This is a genomic window from Ectobacillus soli (assembly GCF_042610425.1).
Lineage (GTDB): Bacteria > Bacillota > Bacilli > Bacillales > Bacillaceae_G > Ectobacillus.
Genome location: NZ_JBGJZM010000001.1, coordinates 1532736 through 1557264 on the forward strand (window position 1 = coordinate 1532736; position 24529 = coordinate 1557264).

The 24529-nt window shown below is 37.3% G+C and carries 22 protein-coding genes; 9 read left to right on the plus strand and 13 right to left on the minus strand.

Going from position 1 to position 24529, the window contains the following annotated elements; genetic code table 11:
* Positions 1 to 23 precede the first annotated feature (23 nt).
* Together ACAN53_RS07995 and ACAN53_RS08000 are read left to right on the plus strand one after the other, a co-directional pair.
* Positions 24 to 1649, plus strand: coding sequence for a sensor histidine kinase (locus ACAN53_RS07995; protein WP_379970283.1), 1626 nt, complete (start codon positions 24 to 26; stop codon positions 1647 to 1649).
* Complete coding sequence (locus ACAN53_RS08000; protein ID WP_379968791.1) at positions 1646 to 3103, plus strand: sigma-54-dependent transcriptional regulator; 1458 nt, start codon at positions 1646 to 1648, stop codon at positions 3101 to 3103. The genes ACAN53_RS07995 and ACAN53_RS08000 overlap by 4 nt, the downstream gene beginning before the upstream one ends.
* Positions 3104 to 3337: 234 nt before the next feature.
* Here the strand turns inward: ACAN53_RS08000 and ACAN53_RS08005 are convergent, their stop codons facing one another.
* The 4 genes from ACAN53_RS08005 to ACAN53_RS08020 all read right to left on the minus strand — a co-directional run bounded on the left by ACAN53_RS08005 (position 3338) and on the right by ACAN53_RS08020 (position 8097).
* Positions 3338 to 6088: a bifunctional YncE family protein/alkaline phosphatase family protein gene (locus tag ACAN53_RS08005; RefSeq protein WP_379968793.1), complete on the minus strand. Its 2751-nt coding sequence runs from the start codon at positions 6086 to 6088 to the stop codon at positions 3338 to 3340.
* Positions 6089 to 6391: 303 nt separating this feature from the next.
* On the minus strand, positions 6392 to 6625 hold the full coding sequence (locus ACAN53_RS08010) for a 4-oxalocrotonate tautomerase (RefSeq protein ID WP_379970284.1): 234 nt from the start codon (positions 6623 to 6625) through the stop codon (positions 6392 to 6394).
* 21 nt (positions 6626 to 6646) lie between these two features.
* A complete protein-coding gene (locus ACAN53_RS08015; RefSeq protein WP_379968795.1) occupies positions 6647 to 7429 on the minus strand; it encodes a dioxygenase family protein in 783 nt (260 codons plus the stop codon).
* Between the two features lie 26 nt (positions 7430 to 7455).
* A complete protein-coding gene (locus ACAN53_RS08020) occupies positions 7456 to 8097 on the minus strand; it encodes an alpha/beta hydrolase (RefSeq protein WP_379968797.1) in 642 nt (213 codons plus the stop codon).
* Between the two features lie 184 nt (positions 8098 to 8281).
* Between ACAN53_RS08020 and ACAN53_RS08025 the strand changes: the two genes are divergently transcribed.
* Positions 8282 to 8827, plus strand: a complete 546-nt coding sequence (locus tag ACAN53_RS08025; protein WP_379968799.1) for a cupin domain-containing protein — start codon at positions 8282 to 8284, stop codon at positions 8825 to 8827.
* 39 nt (positions 8828 to 8866) lie between these two features.
* Here ACAN53_RS08025 and ACAN53_RS08030 read toward each other — a convergent pair whose 3' ends face one another.
* Both ACAN53_RS08030 and ACAN53_RS08035 read right to left on the minus strand, forming a co-directional pair.
* The gene (locus ACAN53_RS08030; protein WP_379968800.1) at positions 8867 to 9820 is read right to left on the minus strand and encodes a TRM11 family SAM-dependent methyltransferase; all 954 of its coding nucleotides are present in this window, start codon (positions 9818 to 9820) and stop codon (positions 8867 to 8869) included.
* Positions 9821 to 9892: 72 nt separating this feature from the next.
* Positions 9893 to 10249, minus strand: a complete 357-nt coding sequence (locus tag ACAN53_RS08035; RefSeq protein WP_379968802.1) for a nucleotide excision repair endonuclease — start codon at positions 10247 to 10249, stop codon at positions 9893 to 9895.
* Positions 10250 to 10511: 262 nt separating this feature from the next.
* Here ACAN53_RS08035 and ACAN53_RS08040 point away from each other — a divergent pair, with 262 nt between their 5' ends.
* A complete protein-coding gene (locus ACAN53_RS08040; protein WP_379968804.1) occupies positions 10512 to 10712 on the plus strand; it encodes a cold-shock protein in 201 nt (66 codons plus the stop codon).
* 216 nt (positions 10713 to 10928) lie between these two features.
* Entirely contained in the window at positions 10929 to 11129 is a 201-nt protein-coding gene (locus tag ACAN53_RS08045; RefSeq protein ID WP_379968806.1) for a cold-shock protein, read from the plus strand.
* A 156-nt stretch (positions 11130 to 11285) separates the two neighbouring features.
* Here ACAN53_RS08045 and ACAN53_RS08050 read toward each other — a convergent pair whose 3' ends face one another.
* From ACAN53_RS08050 to ACAN53_RS08060, 3 genes are read right to left on the minus strand one after another with little or no spacing between them, the layout of a single operon-like run.
* Positions 11286 to 12665 carry a zinc ribbon domain-containing protein gene (locus ACAN53_RS08050; RefSeq protein ID WP_379968808.1) on the minus strand — a complete coding sequence of 460 codons (1380 nt, stop codon included), beginning with the start codon at positions 12663 to 12665 and terminating at the stop codon, positions 11286 to 11288.
* Positions 12662 to 14224 (minus strand): hypothetical protein, encoded by a 1563-nt coding sequence (locus ACAN53_RS08055; protein ID WP_379968810.1) that lies wholly within the window; start codon positions 14222 to 14224, stop codon positions 12662 to 12664. The genes ACAN53_RS08050 and ACAN53_RS08055 overlap by 4 nt, the downstream gene beginning before the upstream one ends.
* A gap of 13 nt (positions 14225 to 14237) precedes the next feature.
* Positions 14238 to 14723: a zinc ribbon domain-containing protein gene (locus tag ACAN53_RS08060; protein WP_379968812.1), complete on the minus strand. Its 486-nt coding sequence runs from the start codon at positions 14721 to 14723 to the stop codon at positions 14238 to 14240.
* Positions 14724 to 14995: 272 nt separating this feature from the next.
* Here ACAN53_RS08060 and ACAN53_RS08065 point away from each other — a divergent pair, with 272 nt between their 5' ends.
* From ACAN53_RS08065 to trpB, 3 genes are all read left to right on the plus strand, one after another.
* Entirely contained in the window at positions 14996 to 15631 is a 636-nt protein-coding gene (locus ACAN53_RS08065; RefSeq protein ID WP_379968814.1) for a hypothetical protein, read from the plus strand.
* 32 nt (positions 15632 to 15663) lie between these two features.
* Positions 15664 to 16212: a YpiB family protein gene (locus ACAN53_RS08070; protein WP_379968816.1), complete on the plus strand. Its 549-nt coding sequence runs from the start codon at positions 15664 to 15666 to the stop codon at positions 16210 to 16212.
* Between the two features lie 73 nt (positions 16213 to 16285).
* Complete coding sequence (gene trpB / locus ACAN53_RS08075) at positions 16286 to 17452, plus strand: tryptophan synthase subunit beta (protein WP_379968818.1); 1167 nt, start codon at positions 16286 to 16288, stop codon at positions 17450 to 17452.
* Positions 17453 to 17866: 414 nt separating this feature from the next.
* On the opposite strand, the gene ACAN53_RS08080 is transcribed toward trpB, so the two are convergent.
* Complete coding sequence (locus ACAN53_RS08080) at positions 17867 to 18577, minus strand: DsbA family oxidoreductase (RefSeq protein ID WP_379968820.1); 711 nt, start codon at positions 18575 to 18577, stop codon at positions 17867 to 17869.
* A 231-nt stretch (positions 18578 to 18808) separates the two neighbouring features.
* On the opposite strand from ACAN53_RS08080, the gene ACAN53_RS08085 reads away from it, so the two are divergent.
* The gene (locus ACAN53_RS08085) at positions 18809 to 20260 is read left to right on the plus strand and encodes an MDR family MFS transporter (RefSeq protein ID WP_463323062.1); all 1452 of its coding nucleotides are present in this window, start codon (positions 18809 to 18811) and stop codon (positions 20258 to 20260) included.
* A 63-nt stretch (positions 20261 to 20323) separates the two neighbouring features.
* On the opposite strand, the gene ACAN53_RS08090 is transcribed toward ACAN53_RS08085, so the two are convergent.
* From ACAN53_RS08090 to ACAN53_RS08100, 3 genes are all read right to left on the minus strand, one after another.
* Complete coding sequence (locus tag ACAN53_RS08090) at positions 20324 to 21766, minus strand: DEAD/DEAH box helicase (protein WP_379968824.1); 1443 nt, start codon at positions 21764 to 21766, stop codon at positions 20324 to 20326.
* A 189-nt stretch (positions 21767 to 21955) separates the two neighbouring features.
* On the minus strand, positions 21956 to 22489 hold the full coding sequence (locus tag ACAN53_RS08095; RefSeq protein ID WP_379968826.1) for a YceI family protein: 534 nt from the start codon (positions 22487 to 22489) through the stop codon (positions 21956 to 21958).
* 200 nt (positions 22490 to 22689) lie between these two features.
* Positions 22690 to 24528 carry an ABC transporter ATP-binding protein gene (locus tag ACAN53_RS08100; RefSeq protein WP_379968828.1) on the minus strand — a complete coding sequence of 613 codons (1839 nt, stop codon included), beginning with the start codon at positions 24526 to 24528 and terminating at the stop codon, positions 22690 to 22692.
* Position 24529 lies beyond the last annotated feature (1 nt).

Genomic DNA, 24529 nt, shown 5'->3' on the forward strand with positions numbered 1-24529 from the left:
GCTTGCTAGAGGACAAACATGAGATGATCGCCCTATTAACGGGTGTAAAATCTTCTAAAAAAAGCTATTATACAGAATTAAAAAAAACAGTTGAACAATTAAAAAAGAAAAACATGCAGCTAGAAATCATTAATGAAGTGATGAAAAGCATTAAAATTGATATGACATTAGAAGACATTTTAAAAAATATGGTAACGAAATTAAAGGTCCTTGTCCAATTTGATCGCCTGAGTCTATTACTATTACAAGGTGATAGACTCACGTTAACAAATGTATACCCAGAACATAGTCATTATTTTGACGTGGGAACTACCATACCTAACAACCATTCTCTCTACTGGTCAGCACTAAAAAAAAGACAAATCATTTTTACACGTTTTCAAGACCCCCATACTAGCTTTTATGAAGAGGAATATCTTACTCTCTTACACCTAAAAACGATTTTAGTATTACCTATTTATAGTAAAAACAATGGAATTGGTGTTTTAAGCATCGGCCGTCTGAATGAATCTGCATGGGGTATAGATGACCTTGCTTTTCTTGAACAGCTTACAGATCATCTAGCTGTAAGTATTGAAAATGCACAATTATTTAATGAAGTATTGCGAGGAAAACAGACATGGGAGGATACCTTTAAAGCAGTTGAAGACATGATTATTGTGTTTGATAAGAATTTACAGGTGCTTCAATTTAACGATTCCGTAAAAGACTTTTTTACTATCAATGAACAATCCCCTGACTTTTCTATACTAGTAGAGCCTTGTAGAACACTTGTTACAGAAACGTTTCACTCGCAAAAGCCAGGATATAAAGAAATGTATTTCAAAAATCATTTTACTTGTGAAATGTATACATATCCCGTGCATAATAATGATCAACAGGTTTATGGAGTTATTGCGTATATCAAGGATGTAACGAAAAAGCGAAAGATGGAAGTACAATTGCTCCATTCTGGAAAACTGGCGGCTATTGGAGAAATGGCTGCTGGTGTAGCCCATGAATTAAATAGCCCTTTGACCGCTATTCTAGGAAATTCGCAACTATTATTACGGGAAATAGCAAGTACTTCTCCGACCTATACATTGCTAAATGATATAAAAAATTGCGGTATTCGGTGCAAACAAATTATAAAAAGTCTTCTTACCTTTTCTAGACAAGATGAATATACTTTTTCTTCTTGTTCCTTAAACGAAGCTGTTGAGCAAGTTTTAAATCTACTAAAGTACCAATTAGAAACACAACAAATAAACATTACGTTACTCCTTCAAGAAAATTTACCTGTTATCGAAGGAAGCCAGCCACAAATTGAACAAATCATCATTAATTTACTTCTTAATGCAAAGGATGCTCTTACATCTAGAACAAATAAAGAAATCATCATCCAAACATCCTCTTATCAAAATGAAGTCCACTTATCGGTTAAAGATAATGGGGTTGGCATTGAAGAAAACAGACTATCTGAAATCTTTCACCCTTTCCATACAATAAAAGAATCAGAAAAAGGGACGGGACTCGGCTTATCTGTAAGCATTGGTATAGCGAAGGCACACAACGGGACAATTCAAGTTAAGAGTCAACTTAATATTGGAAGCACTTTCACATTAAAGTTGCCTGTTCAACAACAAAAGATCGTTGAGGTGATGCAATGACAAATCTATTAATTGTGGATGATGAAAAGGAAATTGGCACATTTCTCTCTCATCTTTTTACAGCAAAGGGATATCTGGTTACTGTTGTCAACAGCGGTAATGCTTTTTCTATGATTGATTTTACGAAGCATTCATTTCACGCTGCTATGATTGATTTAAAACTACCGGATGCAGATGGTCTTTCCTTGCTACAACAATTAAAAAAATTTCAACCAAAATGTAAAGCTATCATTATGACTGGTTACAGTACAGTGAAAACAGCTGTAGATGCCATAAAGTTTGGTGCAGTCGATTATTTTGAAAAACCATTTGATGATATTGATTTACTAGAAAAACAAATTGATAGTCTATTAGTTTCTAGTGATACATCTACCCAACAACATATAAAAGATTTAGCTAGTGAAGTCGGTCTTATTGTGGGACAAAATGAAGAAATGAATCAATTAATTCAGACTGCCTATAAAATAGCAAAGAAACATGTAAATGTTTTAATCGAAGGTGAAACTGGAACTGGAAAAGAATTGTTATCACGCTTTATTCACCACGCAAGTCAACGTAGTCAGGAATCTTTTATTGGAGTTAATTGCGGGGCAATCTCTGAATCTCTTTTAGAAAGCGAACTTTTCGGTCATGAAAAAGGAGCATTTACAGGGGCAACACGGCAACGAAAAGGATTATTTGAAATTGCAAGCAAAGGAACGCTATTCCTTGATGAAATCGCTGAGGCTTCACATACTATTCAAGTAAAACTGCTTCGTGTACTGGAAACTCGTGAATTCATGCGTGTTGGAAGCGAAACGATTTTACATACAAATACTCATATTATTGCTGCAACAAACGAAGATCTTCAAGAATCTGTTAGGCAAAAGAAATTCCGGGAAGATTTGTATTATCGCTTGAATGTCGTTCACTTAAAGATTCCCCCTCTTCGCAATAGAAGAGAAGACATTCCTTTATTAATTAATCATATCTTACAACGACATCCAAACATAAATATCTCCTTTTCTGAGAGTGCCATTAAAGTCTTGCAAAATTACGAATGGCCGGGAAATATTCGTGAGTTATCTAATTTTATTACAAGAGTTGTTGCCTTATCTGATTCAAGTCACACCGTTATTACCGCCGATGATTTATCGCAGCATGTGAAAGCAACGTATACACCTGTAAAATCATTGCAACAACCCAATACGGAAATAGAGAAAAGCCACCTTGAAAATTTCTTGCAAGAATGGACAAATGAAATTCTCTCTGACTTCGAACAAAAAGAGGAAATTGATTTAGAAGAGGTTCTTATACAGGTTAAACAACTAGAGTCACAAATTGGGAAAGCATTTATTTTACGAACGTTACAAGATACGCTTGGAAATCGAAAAGAAGCAGCAAAACGATTGCAAATTACAGTTAGAAAACTTCGTTACCTATTAAATGAAAAAAAGCTTAGTCCTGAAGGTTAAACTTTTGATTAATCAGTGATCTCCCTCCCATGCTCCATATCAGCGAAACATGGGCAACAAGTTTTTCTATGGGAGGGGTTTTGCAGGTTTATAGCAAATAGAAAATTCATTCAAAATAATCTAAGATTTATCGTGAATTCAATCTTCCTGCTATTACCTTCATCCTAGATATAATATAAGAAAAATAGCTACCCCTTTTGGGCAGCTATTTTTCTTGCGTTACCAACTTCATTTTTAATTTTTAGCTGGAGACGGAGCACTGCTTTCTGGTTGTTCTTCTACTTCATCTGGTGTAAGTGCCTTTTTGTCACCAGGATATGGTTTATCAAAACCGTTTGTCGCATACCAAACTGAATGGTTCAACATGTTTGCATTGGTATCATCTGGTTCTGCATTTTTTCCGGTAAGGTGAACCTTGTTATTGTTAGACCATTCCGTCCACTTTGTAGCAAGTTCTTTTGCTTCCGGCGTAACTTGCGCTGTGTTAGCAAGCGCTGCAGTATTTGCATATGGTTGCCCATTTATAGTGTCAAGTGGGATTTGATTTGGCATAAAAGTATATGGCGTAAAGTCAGGCTTGTCAGTAAAGATTTCACTCATCGGCTGCGCTGCAGCATCATTTTGATTCATTGCAGGAAGTCCAAGTATCTGTTCCATACTCCGAACCATATTAATAACTGTCCAGTAATGACTGTCGGTAGTTTCTTTTTTAACCCATGGACTAATTACAAATGCTGGTTCACGATGACCGTCAACGTGATCTAACCCATTTTGTGAATCATCTTCCGTAACAAAAATGGCAGAGTCTTTCCAGTATGGACTGTGTGAAATTAGGTCAATAATTTTACCAACAGCTAAGTCATTGTCAGCAACCATAGCTTGCGGTGTAGGATTACCTGTTGCGTTTCCGGCAGTGTGGTCATTCGTAACCCACAATGTGTTCAACTGTGGCAAATCATTGTTTTGAACGTGTTTTTCAAACTGCTGCTTGAAAAGTTCAAACCGATATTGATCTGGAATATTCATATCAAAACTTGGGTACGGTTTATAAGTAATAGATCCAAGTGACGGAATATCAAAAGTTGTTTGGTAATCTCCAATAGGAACATGAAGCGCTCCTTGTTGTTGACCCGTTAGTTTTAAATAATCATTGTACCAATCTGTCCAAGTTCCAAAGTTTTCTGGGCCAGTGAAACCTGTCGCATCTTCACCAAAGTTTTCAGTGGATACTTTATGCTTAATGGCGTTATCCCAAAGGTGGCCAGTAGGAGCATATGCCATATTATCCCCTGCTCCACCAGGATAGCTTTTAACATTAGCTGTATCAGTCTCTTTATCCTCATAGTCAGTATTGGTTCCTTGCATTACCCATTGGTGTCCACTTGCTGATTGAATTCCAGAAGTATAGAAGTTGTCCAAAAGCGGGAATGTATTTGCAAGTTGATGGAAATTTGGAGTCACATTTTTACCAAACTGTGTTAAGGCAGGTTCCCCATTACCTCGTCCAAGGTCACCAAGAACTTGGTCATAGGTACGGTTCTCTTTAATAATATAGAATACGTGTTTAATAGTCGAAGGTTCCCCTATTCGTTCAGGCATTGCAACAGGTTTTTTATTGTCACGAGGTTCATCGTTAAGTTCTTTCAAGCCAAACCAGTTGTTATTGGCGTACACTTGTTTTGTCCCTTTAACAAGGTCTTCAGTAGAAGGGAACGGAATCATTGATAAAGATCCTACTTGTGCATATGATGAATGGCCTGTTGTTGAAATTCCTTGAATAGTTATAGTACGATCAGGACCAAGTGCCCCAACCCCATCAGCGTTTGCAACAAGTAATCGATTATTTGCGGTATCAGTAGCAATATCGACTGGAAACCATGCAGTCGGTAAAAGTCCTTGAAGTTGAGGTGCCTTTGTTGGACCGTTCCAGGCATATACCGCAATTGCATTATCACGGCCTAGACTTACCATTAACTTATTATCACCGATCATCTTAACGGCATTTGGTGCAGCTCCCTTTGGAGCATTCGGGTATGGCTTTACATCGATAGTTTGTACTACTGAATTGGTTTTGGTATCAATAACTGAAACCGTATCACTGTTCGTGTTTGCTACAAACAAGTATTCACCAGATTGAGTCATACGCTCTGGTTGCACCCCAACAGGAATAGTTTTTGTGACTGTGTTCGTCGTAAGATCAATAACAGAAACGGTTCCGGTTGAAGTTGCTCCCGTACTAGGATCAATCACAACTTGTGTCCCTGAAGAATCACTAGTAATATCCCCTGGCTGTGCTACCCTACCGCCTTGATTGGTTACATACGCAGTATTACCATTAACTAAAACACTAGTAGGAGCATTCTCAACTGGAATTTTGGCAGATATTGAACCCGTTTCAGGATTAATAATTCCAAGACTGTTATCCCTGTTGAGTGCCACAAGTAACTGATCTTGTGGTCCAACTGCTAAGTCTAGCGGATTGATATTTCCTCCAACAGTTGCTTTAGGAAGATTATACGTATTTTCTATAGTTGGAGTTCCATCATCTGCCACTGACATAACAACAACCTTACCAGTAGACCCTGATGAACCAGTTGCATAAAGATGACGTCCATCCTTAGAATAAATTAATCCCCACATATGTGAAAGATTTAATGAGAAATTTGTTTTTATCAATTTTCCTGTTGTAAGATCTACAATGTTGATTCCAGTACCACCGTAATCTTTTCGACCAACGATAACCCCAGCTGTTTTCCCATCTGGACGAACTGCAACAGATATCGGATTTCCACCAAACTCAAGCTGCTGACCAGCCGGTGTAACCAACTGGTTAACTGGTGTCATAACAGAACCATCTGATTGACGTCCAACAAGGTTGGTACCAAAAGCACTACCCTTCATCGCATAAACACTAACCGAACTAGCAAGTACAGTACTCAAAGCAATTCCAACAAATAATCTTTTTTTATTTTTAATTTTCCGCAAAATTCTCACTCCTTTCAAATACTAGCGTAATAGTATTTTTGTAAGAATTCGTTATTCATCTGTTAAATAATGGTAAATAATTATAAAAATATTGAAAATAAACCAAAAATAATATTATGAAAACAAAAGGAAACTTCCTTCAGTGGGGATTGTACTGACCGTTAATGTGGGATAAAAAAATCAACCATAAACTATGGTTGATCAAATACACGAAATTCTTCTATTTATAACCTTTTATTACACTAAAAGATGTTTTTATCCTATTGCAGGATACTTATTCATGTGAAATGTGGTAGTGTAAACCTATTTATCCTTGTTTTGCCGATCTTCTATTGGAATCCCGCCTACTCCCCAGTTCTCCTTAGGAACTTCGTGAAGCAGCACCCGAACTGATTCTGAAGGATTACCTAATGTTCGACTGATTGCATCCGTGACCTCAGAAATGAGTTGCCGTTTCACCTCGGTTGTTCTGCCTTCTAGCAAATGTAAATGAACAATTGGCATCTTCTTACTTCCCTTCCTAGTGGTCTTTCCTATGACTAAAAAATGCTTTTTTGTTTAACCAAACTGCCAAACACTGTGACCAAGATTTGCATATCGATAGCTTCGATGTAACAAAGTTGCTTTTCGCATGTCATCTGCAGCTCCCATTGCATAAAAAAGAGGGATAAAATGCTCATTTCTACGAGGTGGTACTGCCATATCTGCTGACGGTGCAATTGACGCATAGTTATAGAGTGAATCTAAGTCCCATTCATACATATGGTCTCCTAACCAGTTATCAAAATCAAGTGCCCATTGATCCACTTGACCGTTATCTTCCGCAAATTTTACAGCTCGCAAGTTATGCACCAGTCCTCCGCTAGCGATGATTAACACATCATTAGCCCGTAAAACCGATAACGATTTTCCAATTTTATATTGTTCTTCTGGCGAAAGATTAGGATTAACTGACATCGCAATGACCGGGATATCAGCATTCGGATAAAGCAGGCGAAGGACAACCCAAGCCCCGTGATCCAAACCCCGTTTCGTTTCCACTTCAAATGGCACTCCATTTTGCGTGAACAACTCTTCTATTTCTTTTGTAAGCGTCGAATTCCCATTAGCCGGATATTGAATCGTGTATAATTCTGGAACAAATCCACTAAAATCATATATTGTTTCATACTTCTCCACTTCACTTACCTGCTGAGTAGTGGACTCCCAATGTGCGGAAAATAATACAACGGCTTTCGGTCTAGGTAATGTACGACCTAATTCATTTAAAAACTGTGTATACTCATTATCTTCAATGGCTATTAACGGAGCTCCGTGAGCGATAAAGAAAGATGGTAACATTTAACTTCCCCCTTCATTTTATATTTTTATTTTTTTACATCATTAATGATCCATTGTTGAAAATCTTGAAGGTTTTCATATGATACAGAATGCCCTTCTGGGTACGTCTTGAAAGTGACAGGAATGCCTAATTTTTTAAAATACTCTACATTTTCGGTACCCCATTCATAAGGGAGTACCTGATCCATGTTGCCGTGTGAGATAAATACAGATAATTGTTTACTTGGCTTAATCGTATATTCTTCTTTTACAAACGCAGGAATATATCCACTAAGAGCCACGACACCCTTAAGTTTTTCAAGAGTTAATCCAAGCGTCATCGCAAGGATAGCCCCTTGGCTAAAGCCAAGTACGTATAAACGGCTTTCATCCAAAGAATATTGGTTACAAGCGTAATCAATGAAATTGGTAAGTTTATTTACACCCTCATCGAAAACCTCTCTATGTGGCTTTCCATATCCTTGAATTGTAAAGTAAGCAAAACCAGGTCCTTGTAATATATGGCCCCGAATACTAAAAATGAAGAAGGAGTCTTCTAGACCATTTACCATCGACATCATGTTCTTTTCATTACTCCCAATTCCATGCATGACAAACAACGCTGGATACTTCTCTCCAGCTTTATAGTTCTTTGGACGATGAAGCTCATAAATCATTGGTGATTCCATTTTATAATCATCCTTTCTTAAATAAGTTATAGTTTATCCTCAGAAAAGTATGTTAAAGAAATAAAAGTTTTTTATTACAAAACTTTGTTTCCTAAAAAATATCAAAAAACGGTATAGCTTGTCAACGATTATTTTGCTAATATGTAAATAAGTTTTCTATTAAGAAACTATCGAGGTGCTACTTATGGATATTGGTTCTAAAATTCGTGCAATCCGAAATAAAAAAAAGATTACAATAGCAAAAATGTGTGAAGAAACTGGACTATCAAAAGGATTTATAAGTAACGTGGAAAACAACAATACATCTCCATCTATCAATACATTGCAAACGATTGCAAATTTTTTGAAGGTTCCTGTGACCTATCTATTGCTCGAACAAGATAGACATATGAGTGTTATCAAAAAAAATGAAAGAAGATTCACGACTCTTCAGAATGGAAATATAAAAATTGAGCATTTAACGAAAAAGGGAAGCTTACGAATGATGCTCGTTGAATTTCCCCCAGGAGCTTCAACGGGAGAAGGTCATGCCCATGAAGGAGAGGAGTCACATTTAGTATTGGAGGGAAAAGTCCTTGCTGAGCAGGGAGATGACTCTTACATTCTTTGTGAGGGAGACACGTTCAGTTGGAATGCAAGTGTACCGCATTTCGTTAAAAACATTGGAGAGGAACGTGCCATTATATTAATTTCGATTTATACTGATCTTGAACTTCATGAAATATATTAAGGATGTAAGTAAAAAGACCGATGCATGCATCGGTCTTTGCTATTCACAAACTACAATCTGCCTAGAAAATACTCCTTTTTTTGCTACGCAACGATCTATAATAGTAAATCCAGCTTCTTCAATCATCTGATCCATTACTTCAATGGTTATCACAACCACTTTAGTAGCAAAACGACGAGCATGCTGCAGAATAGAAAATTGCTGTTCCAATGTAGCATGTGTATATAGGTTGTATGGCATATCGATAATTGCTACATCATAGTTTGTTTCTACTTCAGAGATTGGTCCTAGTTCTACTTTCCCTTCAAGTCCAAAATAAGCAATGTTCTCTCTAGATCCGCTCGTGACAAGAGGGTTTATATCACGGCCAACAATGTTTATTCCCATAGAAAGTGCCTCAACCAAAACCGTTCCAATACCGCAGCAAGGATCGATTGCACGAACTCCATCAGGATTTGGTACGGCAATATTAGCCACTGCTCTCGATACACGTGTGCTAAGAGCTGTAGAATACATACGTGGTTTTTTAATATGTTGAAACCAAACAGATTCTGCTTGCACGTATGGTCCAAAATACCATCGTCCTTCATAGGGAACAACGCCAAACACACGCTCTGGATGATGTACATCTGCCTCCCCATCTATTTGCGCTCCAATTTTTCTTTCAATGTTTCGCCGTTCTTTGTATTCAACTTTCTGCTTTTCACCTAAATCGTTTATTTTAATAAAAATGACTTTAAAGGTAGCTTCATTTAATTCAATTTGCCCGACCTGACTAATAACGTCTGCTAGCTCGTCTCCTTCAAACATTACTTCAATTCGTTCTTTTATAAACGGACTACGGCTCGGATTAATTTCAACCTCACTTTTTAAAATATATGCAGCCGTGTCCTTTCCAAAAAATGCTCGCATCTCTAATTGACAAAGGGAAAGTTCTTCCTCACGGCAAGCATAGGTATAAATAAATGCCGGTGCCTGGCTTTTTGTTTCCAACGTTACACTCTCCTTACAAACAGACAATAAGCTGAGGAGACTAGACCTCAGCTTATTGTCCCATTTCCTATTTTATTTATAAAATACTTTATCTACATTACATTTTGCATGAAGTTTATTAATAATATAGGTTTCATAAATTTCTCTTTCCATTGGATCGTCCACAAGACAAACAGCGATTTTCACGATGTCGTCTCGGTTCATTTTCACAACAGAAACTGAATCTTCAAAATGTTTCTTAATACGTGGTCTTAGCTTTCTTGCTTTCCCAACGAACAATAGCTCTTTATCCTTATTATAAAACATAAAGATACCACCTTTATCTCTTGGGATTAGATGAAAATCTGTAAACCCATAAATATTGCTTTGTTCGGGATCTTTTTGTTTTGAAATCGTAACATCTGGTTTTGGTATTTGAATAGTAATCACAATCGCTCACGTCCTCTTATTGTATGAAAGTAAATGATACCATAAGTTTATAGGAAAATCCATTATAGGTTGGTTGAAACCCAACTAAACGTATTTTAAAACTATTTTATCACAGCACTTGCAATTCCTTCCGTTAACTGCTATATTTAGATAGAATTATTTTTGTTCGGTAGGATCGACAAGTGATAAGCTTTCCATTTTGAAGATTTGAGCAAGGATAGTAACACAATGTGTGCAATATGCACACGAGGAGGATACAATAATGGAACAAGGTAAAGTTAAGTGGTTTAACGCAGACAAAGGTTTCGGTTTTATCGAACGTGAAGGTGGAGACGATGTATTCGTACATTTCTCAGCTATCCAAAGCGAAGGTTTCAAATCTTTAGATGAAGGTCAAGCTGTTACTTTTGACGTAGAACAAGGCCAACGTGGACCTCAAGCTTCTAACGTTCAAAAAGCATAATTTAACCTTACATTTCAAAAGACTCTACTTTGTAGGGTCTTTTTTTATTTTACAAAAAAAATCCCAGTCTTCTTGCAATTGCATACAGATTCTGTTATATTTAATGAGTATTATTTTTTGTTCGGTTAGGAACGATAGGTTATATATTTTCTATCTACAATAGTTGAGCAAGAATAGTGACACAATGTGTGCAATGCACACGAGGAGGAAATATTAATGGAACAAGGTAAAGTAAAATGGTTTAATGCAGACAAAGGTTTCGGTTTTATCGAACGTGAAGGTGGAGAAGACGTATTCGTACATTTCTCAGCTATCCAAAGTGAAGGTTTCAAATCTTTAGACGAAGGTCAAGCTGTTACTTTTGACGTAGAACAAGGCCAACGTGGACCTCAAGCTGCTAACGTACGTAAAGCTTAATTAAAACTGATTCCTACACAGACTCTTTATAGAGTCTGTTTTTTTGTTTTCAAGCGACATCCTCTAGCTCTCTTTCTGGTCCTCTTGAATCACTTTCTATACAATTAATACTTTAAGTAACAATTAAAAAAAGAGAGGCAAACGCCCCCCTCCTTATTACGGTTTAAAAAACCCATTCAAATCTTCTGACTTCAATGTTGTATTTGATAAAAGTGAATGTAATACCAATTTACCATCTGCTAATTGATTTAGTAAATATTCGCTATCAAAGGTTTTGTGTTTCCCTGTTCCGTCCGCATAATAAATATTGTATTCTTCAAAAGTTTTTACTTTAAACTGCGTTTCACTTATTCGTTGAACGTCTCGTACTTCAAAGGTGAGTAGCGACTCTGTTGTTTTCTTATCGCTTAATTGTTTGAGATAGTTGCGATCCTCCTCCAAGGATTTTCCGCTCGGATCATAGTCATTTGCGATTAAAGAAAAATCATTTAGGTAAATAGCTCGCGTTGATTTTTGAAGATGATTTTGTATAAAAACGCGAACATCATCTGTAGTAACTTGCCTTGGAAACGATAGAAAATAACTTGAATTACCACCAACATAAATACTTTGCGTTTTTGCTTTACCCCAATCGTATTGCTTTTCCAGATGTACTTCTACTGAGCCATCAGTCGAAACAGGTCCAAGCTTATATGAACCATTTTTTAAAATTCCTTTTTTCTTTCCATTTACATACACATCTGCATCCATCTCATCAGATTGAACCGTAACATAATCACCAATTAATGATAAATTCACTGATACCTTTCCCGTTGGTTGATTTGCAAGTACTGCTTCCTCTTCCGTTTCTAGAGACGCCAAATCAGAAGTGGAAGTAGCTTTCAATCTATAGCTTCCTGGAAAATACGGACCAATCTCTTTTTTATAATTAGCGTTTTTTGATTTATCCGTTTCCTTATCATTTACCAGTATAGTAGCCCCTTCTGTGTTTGTGGACACTTCTATGTAATAGGGCATTACTTGAAGCTTATACTCGGGGAAAAAAATCCATTTTTTACCATCTTGTGCAATCTGCACATCCGTAAACGTTGTTTTGGATTGAATACCAATATTTTCTGACTTTTGATTGTTTAAATATAAAAGTAAATCACGTTTGTAGGATGGATTGTCTTTCAAATAGGCAAAATAAGCTTTTATGTCTTCTTCCTTAATTTTCATTGTAGGATCATTCGATTTCATCATTGTAACTAGCGTTTTTGCATCTTCTTTGTTTACAGCTTGAATGAAGGACTGCACTTGTTTTTCTCTTGAAAACTGCTGTGCTCCATATTGATATGCACCAAAAAAAACAACTACAGCGATAAGCAAAAGAATAATCCCAATCATTTGTCCTTTTTTTCCAAATCCCTTATGATTACGACTCTGTACTGGCTGTTGTTTATTTAGATCCGTTTTCTTCGAAACGTTTACACCACAATTGGGACAAAATTTTAAATGCTCTTGCAACTTCGTACCACACTCTGTACAAACATTCAACGAGATTCCCCTCCATTTGAAAACAACATACCTGTATAGGAAATAGCGTAGGCAAGTATGAAGCTTGTAAAGAAAACAAAGACACCATTTCCCCCTATTTCAATAAAAGACGTAGTTCCATTCCCTATCAATCCAAGTTGCCCAGATGCATGAACAGAAATACGAGATACGGCATTAATAATCACCATCATTATTGCATATACCCCACTGAATACTAATAATTCCTTATAAATGCTATGAGAAGAGGAACGTTTTATTTTTCTACCTGCTATAAAAAAGAAGAGAGCTGGAATTATAAATAAAAAAGAAAGATAATGTATTTTGGTATTTATATTATCAATTACAGATAAATCATCAGGATTATACGTCTGAGTAGAAGCCCATTCTTTTACAGAAATTTGATTTATTTTCAATCCTTGTACACTGGATGCAGATAATACCGTTGTTTCATCGTAACCTGTTATCCCGAGCTTTCCTGACAAAGTATTAAACAGCGGGCTTTTCGCTTCTAATGGTGCGAAGTGTGCCATGTTCCATACGAATGGAACTAGGCTTGCCCCTATTACTGACATCTCTACTTTGCTCATTTTTTTAACCCCACCATCAAAAGAATTCAACGGACTTACAAGTAAAGAAACAAGTAGGGAAAGGAGTAAAGTAACAAATATTCCTTTAATAGGAGCTGTAATTCCTTGATAAATAGCAGTACCAAACGGTAGTAATCTCTCCCATGCATCTTTTCCTAAAGTAAGGAAAGATCCTATACAGCTGAATAGAAATCCAAACAGCACACCTCTAAAAAGACTACCTAGATGAGGATAAATAATGGTTAATTGAGAATCCTGCATATTCAGCGTTCTTGTTGCGATAAAACTTAGGATGAATAGAAAAAGCCCATAGGTAATCGAAACACATAAAGCCAATGTAAGCTTGTCAGCAAGCGTTGTGCCCTCGTGTCTCTTTGTTATCCAATATCCCGCAAATCCTAAAATAAGTAATGGAATGAATAGCGCTACAAATACCGCAATTCGTAAACCAATAGAAAAATCAGCACTAACAAAACTTGAAAAGTGACCAGTGATAGAAAAACTTGAAAGATTAAAGTTTAATATGGTAGGTGCAACGCCTGTAATAAAAAATTGTATTTTTGAAGAAAAAGGAACTCCAAATGTATTCTGTAAACTTACAGATAAAATTGACGGCCATGAACCCATTATGAGACTACCAATCAAACCTGCTAGTAGCATGAGTAGGATAGCAAGTCCTCCAGCTAACAAGCCTTGTTTTAGTAACTTTATATTTGGAAACTTAAAGGTAGCCTTTGGTATCCTATTCCTAAATGTATGAACGGATTCTTTCTTCTGTGCGATAAAAAGAGAATGCCCGCAATTTTCACAATATAAGCTATCGAAAGAATTTTCTGAACCACACGAACGACAATATTTCGCATCGCCTTGAACAAGTTGTATATGTTGTGGGAGTGGTGATAGCATCGTACCATCGTGAGTACAATAGTTTGCCGTCTCTCCCTCTTCATTACCACATATTCTACAATACATTATTTTCCCCCCTTTAGTTTCGTTTTGTTCCACATACTGGACAATAAGAAGCGTCATTAGGCGTATCTTGTCCACAATTTTGGCATTTTACTAGATTTGTTTCCTTCGCACGATTTAGCATGGGATTAGGGGTTCCACAATTACCACAGAATTTATCTGACATAGTTAACGGTGCACCACAATTACATGTAATCCCATCTTCTTGACTCTGTTTCAGTTCTGAAAGACGTTTATTCGCTTGATATATAGAAATATCAATTTTTTCAATTGGATCTATCGTATGTACTAAATCTACCTTTTGTAATTCATCAGAGCGAAGCTGTAAATATGCCAGCTGTCCTAATTCCAGTAGGAACTCTGCTTTTTTTTGAAGAAGATCTTGTATTTCTCTTTTTAATTGCACCATCTCCTGTGCAAGCTGCAATTTGATCTTCCCTTGCTCAATTCCTCCATGAAGTTTGGTAACACCACTTTCCAATGTTTCTTGTAAATTTACCAAAAATAACACCCACCCTTTAAAAATTACTTTTTTGTTTTATTATTACAATTACTATACTACTATAAATCTTACAATTTATATATATTAAAATTCAAAAAAATAAATATACATATTTGTACATTATTTTTTATTTACACAAGAATACTTTCTCTTTTCCAGACTATTTTTTATACTAAAATACAAGATTCTCGAAAGTATACTGAATCCATTCATCAAAATTGACATATCTAATATCCCCACTTATTGTTAATAAAAAGAGTAGGAGAATTTCTATGAAACGAAAAATAGGATGTTTACACGCTCACTATTCCAATATCGCCTATATTGAACAAGCTCTTTCTTTATGCGAAATAGAGTGTATCCACTTTGTAGATCCTGGACTTATGTATCATCGTACTTTAGATGAAGTAATTTTACGAAACAAGGTTAAGGAGCAGCTTGAATGGATAGCAAGTTGTAATGTAGATTCTATCATCATTACATGTACAGATTATATCGCTATTTTAGGAGAACCGGATTTCCTACCTGTACCCATTATCAAGATTGACGAACCATTTTTTGCTGAAATTTGCGCAATTCAGCAGCAACAGACTATGTTTTTTACAAATCCAGCTACGGTTTCTGGCACCGTAGAGCGTCTGCATTTATACGCCAAGCAAGTGAAAGCATGTATAGATGTAGAAATAATTCTCATAGACCATGCGTTTGATTTGCTTATGCAAGGACAAATCGAGGTGTATAATAGTGAGGTAATGAAGTCTCTAAAGCAAGCCAGCGATAGAAAAATCGTATCAGTTGCTCAGCTTTCGATGGTAGATGCAGCCAAGAAAATGGAAAAAAAGAACGTAACCTCCATCATAAATCCATTGGATTCGTTGGTTTCATACATACACAAGAATCTTTCCTAATACCAAATATCTTTTCAAAAAGGTGGGATAGTGTGAATAAATGGGTATCCGTAAGTGCAAAACGAAATTTTTTGAAGTGGTTTTTAGATCATCATCGATTAAAGCGAACAGATGCACGCAAGGTACTGGAATACATGCTGAATGCCCCTCCCATTCTTGAATGTATTTCCTTTACCGAGCAAATTCAATTAAATAGGAAAACCATTGTGATTTCCAGTGCACAATCCGATGAGCCGGGCTTTGAATTTTACTATAATAAACGAAAAACAGAAGATATCGCAATTGCTTTAGGGGAGCTCATGGCAAATCCATCAGATCGAGTGAATGTAATGATTCATTTCTACGGAAAAATGTCCAATCATAGTTATTTGCAACTAATCGAATCCCCTGCCATCGATAATTTGCGGCAATATACCCAATATGAGAAGGATGCCAAAGAAGTAGATGTGATGATTAAGAAACTAATGCTAGAACAAAAAAGACAAATCCTCAAACAACAAATTGACGAAGCACTTGATGCAAATAATAAACCTTTATTTGCATCTCTCGTTGATCAATTAAATCAGCTACCAAAAATATAACTCATATTCATACTCTCTCTACTCTTTTTTGCTATAATATATAAATAATCAGAAATTTCAGGAGATGGTGGATATGAGTATACATACTGTAGAAGAAGGGTATTACGGAGAATTTGGTGGAAGCTTTGTCAACGATGATTTAAAACATGTACTTTCCTTATTAGAAGAGCAGTTTAAGCATTACAAAGATGATCCCACATTTAAAGAAGAATTTAAATATTATTTAAAAGAATACGTGGGTCGTGAAAATCCCCTCACTTATGCAAAGAACTTAACCGAAAAAATAGGTGGAGCGAAAATTTATTTAAAACGTGAAGATTTAAATCATACGGGTGCTCACAAAATCAATAATGCCATTGGACAAATTTTGTTAGCTAAGCGTATGGGGGTAAAGCGGATTATCGCAGAAACAGGTGCTGGTCAGCATGGCGTTGCAACGGCAACTGCCTGCGCGTTATTCGGTATGGATTGCACCATTTATATGGGAAAAGTGGATACGGAACGTCAAGCGCTGAATGTATTTCGTATGGAATTACTTGGTGCCAAGGTTGTACCGGTTGAAAAAGGACAAGGACGCCTGAAAGATGCCGTAGACGTAGCTTTTCAAGACTTAGTTGAAAATTATGAGAACACTTACTATTTATTAGGATCGGCAGTTGGTCCGCATCCATTTCCAACTATCGTTAAACACTTTCAATCCGTAATTAGCGAAGAATCCAAACGTCAAATTTTAGAAAAAGAAGGTAAATTACCTACGGCTGTTATTGCTTGTGTAGGTGGGGGAAGCAATGCAATCGGAGCTTTCGCCCACTATATCGAGGAACCAACTGTACGATTAATCGGTGTCGAGCCAGCAGAAGCAGCCGCTGTATCCGAAGGAGTTTCTGCCGTGCTTCATGGATTTAGATGCCTAACCCTACTAGACGAAGAAGGTAATCCAAAGCCAACATATTCAATTGCAGCAGGCCTTGACTATCCAGGTGTTGGTCCAGAGCATAGTTTTTTAAAAACAATTGGTAGAGCCGAATATGTAACTGTAACGGGACAAGAAGCGTTGGAAGCCTTTCAAACATTGTCCAAAGTAGAGGGAATTATTCCTGCATTAGAAAGTTCTCATGCAGTTGCCTATGCACTCAAACTTGCAGCAGAACTATCAAAAGATGATATTCTCATTGTCAATTTATCTGGCCGCGGTGATAAAGATGTGGAACAAGTTCATGAAATGCTTAAATCGAAATAAAACTATACACAGGATGACGCAAACTTATAATAGAGGGCAAGATGATGGTTCTTTCCGTCATCTTGCTTTTTTTGTGTTTTAAAATGTCGGCTTTTCTTCCCGCCCTAGCTAGTTTCCTACAAAATAAATTCATAGACAAAAAAGGAAAACCATATTACCATAGAGAATATAGTCTAAATGAAAGCGTTTTCAATTATCTCCAAAAGGTGGGATTGCCATGGAAACTGAAGGTAACTTTCTGGTAGGACTGTTTTGGGGCGTCATGTGTAGTATTCCGTTGTGGGTTTCCTTTTTCGGTTGGTTAAAGCTTCTCACTCGTGTGATTTCACACGGATAAGATGGGGCAGCTTTTGTTATTCATACAAAGTGAAACGAACTTCCAATCTAAAATTGAAAGTTCGTTTTTTAATATGATTAAATATTACAAGAACCATCCGTACACCCTACTCCATCATTGTTAGAACCAAGTACTTGTAATGGCTTGTTGTTCTGTTCTTCTTTCCATACATTTCCCATTACTTCCAAGAACACTTCTACCGGTTGTGCACCAGAAACAGCATATTTTCGATTGAATACAAAGAATGGCACTCCTTGTACTCCTAATTCTTCGGCTTCACGTTGCTCTTCTTTTACTTCATTTCGGTACGTTCCCTCTTCCAAAATGCGCTTTACATCTTCTTGATCTAGTCCAACTTCAACAGCAAGCTTTAACAAATTGTCCTGTTCACCGACATCCAAGGAATCGGTAAAGTATGCTTTCATAAGCCGTTGCATCATTTCGGTCATCTTTCCTTGTTCCTTTGCATAGTGGCTTACACGATGTGCAGCTTCTGTATTCGTTAACACAATGCCATCCATATTAAAATCAAGACCAATTTCCTTTGCTTGCATGGAAATTTGTTCATTGTTTACCTTCGCTTGTTCAACGGAAACGCCGTACTTCGATGCGATTGCTTCATGAATATTTTGCTTAGATCCTCTCGTAGCAGCAGGATTCAATTGAAAGCTCTTAAATACAAGTTCGACGTCTGCTTTATGATCAAATTGCTTAAGCGCAATATCAAATCTTTTCTTACCAATATAGCAAAATGGACATGCTATATCTGACCAAACTTCAACTTCCATATGTGTAACCCCCCTTAATAATTAGCTATCCTACTACTATTATCTATATAGTAACTATAAAAAGCAAATTCCTGAATCACACAATCAAAGTTGACGGTCGCAAAGTAATTCTACTATGATAATCTTATTGTATTCTTAATACAAATAAAGATAGTTTTCTAATACACTATATTTACAGTGGTTACCGAACTACTTTTTTATTAGAATACGAATGGAGAGAGGATGAAGAGTATGAGTACGAATGCAAAAACATCCGTATCAATAAAATCGCTAATTGGTCCATTGTTAGCCGTTATTGTTGGTATGATTATGGTCATTCTCGATAGCACTGTGGTAAATGTAGCGCTACCAGGATTAGTAAAGAACTTTGGCAGTACAGTTTCAACGTTACAATGGGCTATTACTGGCTATACCCTTGCCCTCTCTGCTGTTATTCCATTAGCAGGATGGATGACAGACCGTTTTGGCGCAAAACGGATTTTTCTCATTACAATCGGTCTGTTCACAATTGGTTCCGCTCTTTGTTCCCTTGCTCAGACACCTGAGCAATTAATTATGTACCGTATTATTCAAGGGATAGGCGGAGGAATGGTAGCTCCAATCGGCATGGCCATTATCTTCCGAATCGCTCCCGAAGGAAGGATAGGTTCTGTCATGGGGATGCTCGGTATTCCGATGCTGCTTGCTCCTGCTCTAGGCCCTGTTCTATCAGGATGGCTCGTTGAGTATGCATCTTGGCACTGGATTTTCCTTATCAATTTGCCGATTGGGATCATTGCCATTTTAATCGGAATTCGCTTTTTGCCTACCTTTGAAAGCAAAACGGTGCCAACGCTAGACATATTAGGTATCGTATTGGCACCAATCGCATTTTCCATGCTTGCCTACGGAATCAGTGAAGGCGGAAAAAGCTGGAGCTCTCAATATACCTTGACAGGATTAGGAATCGGAGGCGCTGCTTTACTACTTTTCATTTTTGTAGAATTCCGTCAAAAACAACCACTTCTTGAGCTCAAAGTATTCCGATCATCCGATTTTACAAGAGGTATTATCGTAGCTTGGATTGCTCAAATTGCATTATTCGGTTCAATTCTACTTATTCCTTTATATTTACAGACGGTGAAGGGCTACGGTTCGTTTGAAACGGGATTATTATTGCTACCACAAGCATTAACCTCCGCGGTATTCATGCCAATCGGTGGACGGTTATTTGATAAAGTAGGCGCTCGTCCCATGGCCATTGCAGGATTCACCATTATTACGGGTGCATTATTTATACTCTCTAAGATTACAATTGATACGAGTAACAGTTACATTATCGCTGCACTTGTGATGATCGGAGCAGGTATGGGATTTTCAATGATGTCCATTAATACGCATGTTTTACAGGCAGCTCCTAAGAATTTGGTAAGCCGAGTTACACCACTTACTACCGCAGCCCAACAGGTTATGGTTTCCTTTGCCGTTGCAGGAATGACTGGCTTTCTTACATCAAAAATGTCGCAGCATATGACAGAAACAAAAAATCCTCTTGTAGCTGCTTCGTCAGCCTATGATGATACATTCTTTCTTGCAGCTAGCATTGCAGCAATAGGAGCTATTGCATCGTTGCTTCTTCGAAAACCTAAAACACTGTCAGAAGAAACGACGAATGAAACACCAGCACCAATCATAGAATCGTAAATGTGAAAAAAGCTTCATTCTATTAAAAAAGGGTATGACATCTTATGCGATGTCATACCCTTTTTATTGATATGCTTCTTTTACCTTTAGCCGCTTGCCCTTTATTGTCGTTTGTTCCATAGCCTTAAGCACAATCAAACCTTTTCCATTTAAAATATCCACATAGGAAACATGATCCTGTATCGTAATAATCCCAATATCGTCTGCTGTCACGCCTGGAATTTTGGCAATCGTCCCCACAAAATCTACAGCTCTCATTTTTTTATTCTTTCCACCATTAAAGTAGAGCTTCATAATTTCTTGATTGAGCTTTGCGTTTCTATCCTGCTTAATAACCGGACGCGTGTCCATTTTTTCGTCAAATGCAGCTTTGCACCTTGCTACTTCCTCTTTAGAAGGAGCCTCTCTTCTTGGTATTTCAAATCCAAGATACGTCTGTAGCTCATCTATATATTTTTCTTCGTATGGCGTAAGAAAAGTAATAGCTTTTCCTGATTTCCCTGCACGCCCTGTTCTACCTGTTCGGTGCACATAGCTTTCCTTTTCAAGAGGCAGGTCATAGTTAATCACAAGTGTAATATTTTCAATGTCAATCCCTCTAGCGGCCACATCAGTAGCGACTAAGTAGCGAAACTTTCCTCTCTTAAAATCATTCATAACCGAGAACCGATCCTCCTGCATCATGCCACCGTGAATTTCATCACAGGAATAGCGATCATGATCAAGTCTATCCCATACTGAGTCGACTTGCTCTTGCGTTCTGCAAAAAATCATACAGCTATCCGGATTTTCAACGGTTGTTATATCACGAAGAAGACTGTACTTCTCCTCTTCTCTAACTTCTACAAGGGAATGTTCAATTCGTGCTGTCGTATGTTCCGTAGAAGGAATGATGATTTCAACTGGATCGTTCAAATATTTAAAGCATAGTGTTTCAACATTCTTTGGCAAGGTTGCCGAGAAAACCATCGTCATTCGATTTGTGGGTAAGGCTTGCAAGATAGCCTCTACCTGCTCAATAAACCCCATGCTTAGCATTTCATCTACTTCATCAATTACAAAATATTTCAGTTTATCTAAACTAAGAGTTCCTTTTTCAATATGATCCAATACCCGCCCTGGTGTTCCCACAACGACATGTGTTTTTTGCTTTAATTCTAATTTTTGCGTAGCAAACGGTTGCTTACCGTAAATAGCCGTCGCTTTTACTCGTTTCAATCTTCCTATATTGGAAAAATCCTCTTTCACCTGGGCAGCAAGCTCCCGTGTCGGCGTAAGGATTAGTGCTTGCGGCTTATTTTCTTCCCACTCTACCATTTCACAAAGCGGAATAGCAAAGGACGCCGTCTTCCCGCTTCCTGTTTGCGCCTTAACAATCAAATCTTTCCTTTCCAAAGCAGCAGGTATTACCTTCCTTTGCACCTCTGTAGGAACCTCATAGTGTAAATAAGCAAGCGCCTGAATGATCTCCTCACTTAACTGATAATCGGTAAAACGTTTATTCATAGGATAACCTCGTTTTGTTTTAGGATCGATTGCAAAAGCAGTCTTCATATCTCATTATACTGGAAATTTGCTCATATAAACATGCAGAAAAAAACTGCCTGTTTCAGAAAACAGACAGCACAAATGCAAAAAAGAGGTCTGCTGCAATAACCCCCTTGCAGCAGACCTCTTTTTATAAGTATGTGTTGATTAAGCTTGTTTAGCAGCTTGAAGTTCCACAGAAATTTTCACATCGTCACCGATTAATACGCCACCAGTTTCTAATGCTGCATTATAAGTTAAGTTGTAATTGCTACGTTTGATGCTTCCTTTTACAGTGAAGCCAGCTTTTTCATTGCCCCATGGATCTTTTCCTGATCCTTCATATGTTACATCAAATGTTTCAGAACGAGTTACGCCATGAAGTGCAATATCACCAGTCATTTTGTATTCATCTTCACCAGTTTTTACAATACTAGTAGCTACAAATGTTAGCTTAGGAGTTTCTTCTACATTGAAGAAATCAGCAGAACGTAAATGTGCATCACGATCAGCATTACGTGTAGAAATACTTTCTAAATCAATATCAAATGAAATAGTAGCTGTTGTTAAATCAGCTGGATCTGCTTCAATTTCAGCACTGAAAGATTGAAAAGCACCCTTAACCTTAGAAATCATCATATGTCTAATAGAAAAATCCACGTCTGTGTGTGCAGGATCTAAAGCCCATTTTGAAATTGTCATTTTAATATACCCCCGAATTTGTTTTTAGTTTTGGTTTTTTAAATTAAATTCTTACTACACTTATTATTATATTTACTTACTTTAAGTATGTCAATTACTTTTTAGAAAAAACTATATTTTTTCTATTATCACTATATAATACTCGTTTATCCCTTCAACAACAAAGGTATGGATTCATTCCATACCTTTGTTCACACACTTCATTCCAGCGCACTGCTTTGCTTTTGTTGGTGTATCATATTATAATAAGCCCCCTTCTTTGCAAGTAAAGAAGAATGACTACCTTGTTCCGTAATTTCACCATGGTCAATTACCATAATGGTATCTGCATCTCGGATTGTATTAAGCCGATGCGCAATGATAAAGCTCGTCCGTCCTTTCATAATATTCAAAAGGGCATCCTGGATATGAAGCTCTGTTCGCGTATCAATGCTGCTTGTTGCCTCATCTAATATTAATATAGAAGGATTCGCTAAAATTGCCCTCGCAATCGCCAATAACTGTCTTTGTCCTTGACTTAAATTTCCACCATTTTCTGCTAATTGCGTCTCATATTGTTCAGGAAGACGTCTTATAAATACGTCTGCATTGGCCATGCGTGCCGCTGCCTCTACCTCGTAATCGGTAGCGTCAATGTTGCCATATCTAATATTTTCCTTAATGGTACCTGAAAATAAATAGGTATCCTGCAACACCATGCCAAAACTACTTCTTACACTATCTCGCGTATATTCCCGAATATCCCGCCCGTCAATGGTAATTTTTCCAGCAGATACATCATAGAAGCGGGTAAGTAGATTAACAATCGTTGTCTTTCCAGCTCCCGTTGGTCCTACAAGTGCCACATTGCTACCTTCCTTAGATGAAAAGCTAATATGATTCAGAATCGGTACATCCATTCGATATCCAAAGCTAACATCTTCAAATACAACATGCCCCTTCGGATTGGTTAGGGCAACTGCATACGGGCTATCGGGCTGCTCCTCTTGTTCATCCAGAACTTCGAACACCCGCTCTGCGCCTGCAATGCCCGATTGCAGAGTATTAAAGATATTTGCTAAATCATTTAACGGTCTAACAAATTGTCTAGAATAGCTTAGAAAACTTGCTATAATCCCAACCGTAATCAAGCTTTTCACCGCTAATATCCCGCCAACAATAGCAACCATTGCAAATCCAACATTATTGATTACATTCATGATTGGCATTAAGAAGCCAGACCAAATTTGCGCCTTTAATCCTACGTCGCATAGCTTTTGATTAACTTCATCAAACTCCTTAATTGCTTTTTCCTCATGGTTAAATGCCTTTACAACATTCCAACCTGAAATGGTTTCTTCAACTTGACTATTTAAATTTCCAAGCTGCACTTGCTGCGATTTAAAGAGGACACTTGTTTTCCGTGCAATCGTCCGGGTAAGGAAAAATACCATTGGAACGGTAATGAGACTTGCTAGCGTCAAGAGAGGGCTGAGCACAACCATCATCACAAAAGAACCAACAAGCACAATAAGTCCCGACATAAGTTGCGTAGTAGACTGAGAAATTGTCGTACTCACATTATCGATATCATTCGTTAGTCGGCTCATAATCTCTCCACTTTGCCGCGTATCAAAAAAGGAAATAGGTAGCTTTTGCAATTTGTCAAATAAGGTACGTCTCAGACTCATTACGATTCGCCCAGAAACACCTGCCATTAGCCAACCTTGTAAAAACGTAAGAAATGCATCCATAAAATATGCCGCTGCTAAAGAAGCAATGGCAACTTCAAGCATCCCAAAATTCACCTTGCTAGAAGAGGACATGGAATCAATTGATACACCTATTAAGTAAGGAACTGCAAGCGTTAGCACCGAATCCAATATGATAAATAGAAAAATAAGCAACAACAGCCTTCTTTCCTTTCCAAAGAAAAGCCACAATCGTTTCAATGTTCCTTTAGCATTCTTTGGTTTTACAACAGGACCTCTTCTTTGATGGCCTCCAGGTCTCATGACTCCATTTAGCATAGGACGTTCTGTTTCTTTTGATTGTGTCATG

Excerpts from the sequence above, each read along its gene's own strand:
- ACAN53_RS07995 (WP_379970283.1), top strand. The coding sequence starts at position 24 with ATGATCGCCCTATTAACGGGTGTAAAATCTTCTAAAAAAAGCTATTAT.
- ACAN53_RS08000 (WP_379968791.1), top strand. The coding sequence starts at position 1,646 with ATGACAAATCTATTAATTGTGGATGATGAAAAGGAAATTGGCACATTT.
- ACAN53_RS08015 (WP_379968795.1), bottom strand. The coding sequence starts at position 7,429 with ATGTTACCATCTTTCTTTATCGCTCACGGAGCTCCGTTAATAGCCATT.
- ACAN53_RS08020 (WP_379968797.1), bottom strand. The coding sequence starts at position 8,097 with ATGGAATCACCAATGATTTATGAGCTTCATCGTCCAAAGAACTATAAA.
- ACAN53_RS08025 (WP_379968799.1), top strand. The coding sequence starts at position 8,282 with ATGGATATTGGTTCTAAAATTCGTGCAATCCGAAATAAAAAAAAGATT.
- ACAN53_RS08040 (WP_379968804.1), top strand. The coding sequence starts at position 10,512 with ATGGAACAAGGTAAAGTTAAGTGGTTTAACGCAGACAAAGGTTTCGGT.
- ACAN53_RS08045 (WP_379968806.1), top strand. The coding sequence starts at position 10,929 with ATGGAACAAGGTAAAGTAAAATGGTTTAATGCAGACAAAGGTTTCGGT.
- ACAN53_RS08055 (WP_379968810.1), bottom strand. The coding sequence starts at position 14,224 with ATGTATTGTAGAATATGTGGTAATGAAGAGGGAGAGACGGCAAACTAT.
- ACAN53_RS08065 (WP_379968814.1), top strand. The coding sequence starts at position 14,996 with ATGAAACGAAAAATAGGATGTTTACACGCTCACTATTCCAATATCGCC.
- trpB (WP_379968818.1), top strand. The coding sequence starts at position 16,286 with ATGAGTATACATACTGTAGAAGAAGGGTATTACGGAGAATTTGGTGGA.
- ACAN53_RS08080 (WP_379968820.1), bottom strand. The coding sequence starts at position 18,577 with ATGGAAGTTGAAGTTTGGTCAGATATAGCATGTCCATTTTGCTATATT.
- ACAN53_RS08085 (WP_463323062.1), top strand. The coding sequence starts at position 18,809 with ATGAGTACGAATGCAAAAACATCCGTATCAATAAAATCGCTAATTGGT.
- ACAN53_RS08090 (WP_379968824.1), bottom strand. The coding sequence starts at position 21,766 with ATGAATAAACGTTTTACCGATTATCAGTTAAGTGAGGAGATCATTCAG.
- ACAN53_RS08095 (WP_379968826.1), bottom strand. The coding sequence starts at position 22,489 with ATGACAATTTCAAAATGGGCTTTAGATCCTGCACACACAGACGTGGAT.
- ACAN53_RS08100 (WP_379968828.1), bottom strand. The coding sequence starts at position 24,528 with ATGACACAATCAAAAGAAACAGAACGTCCTATGCTAAATGGAGTCATG.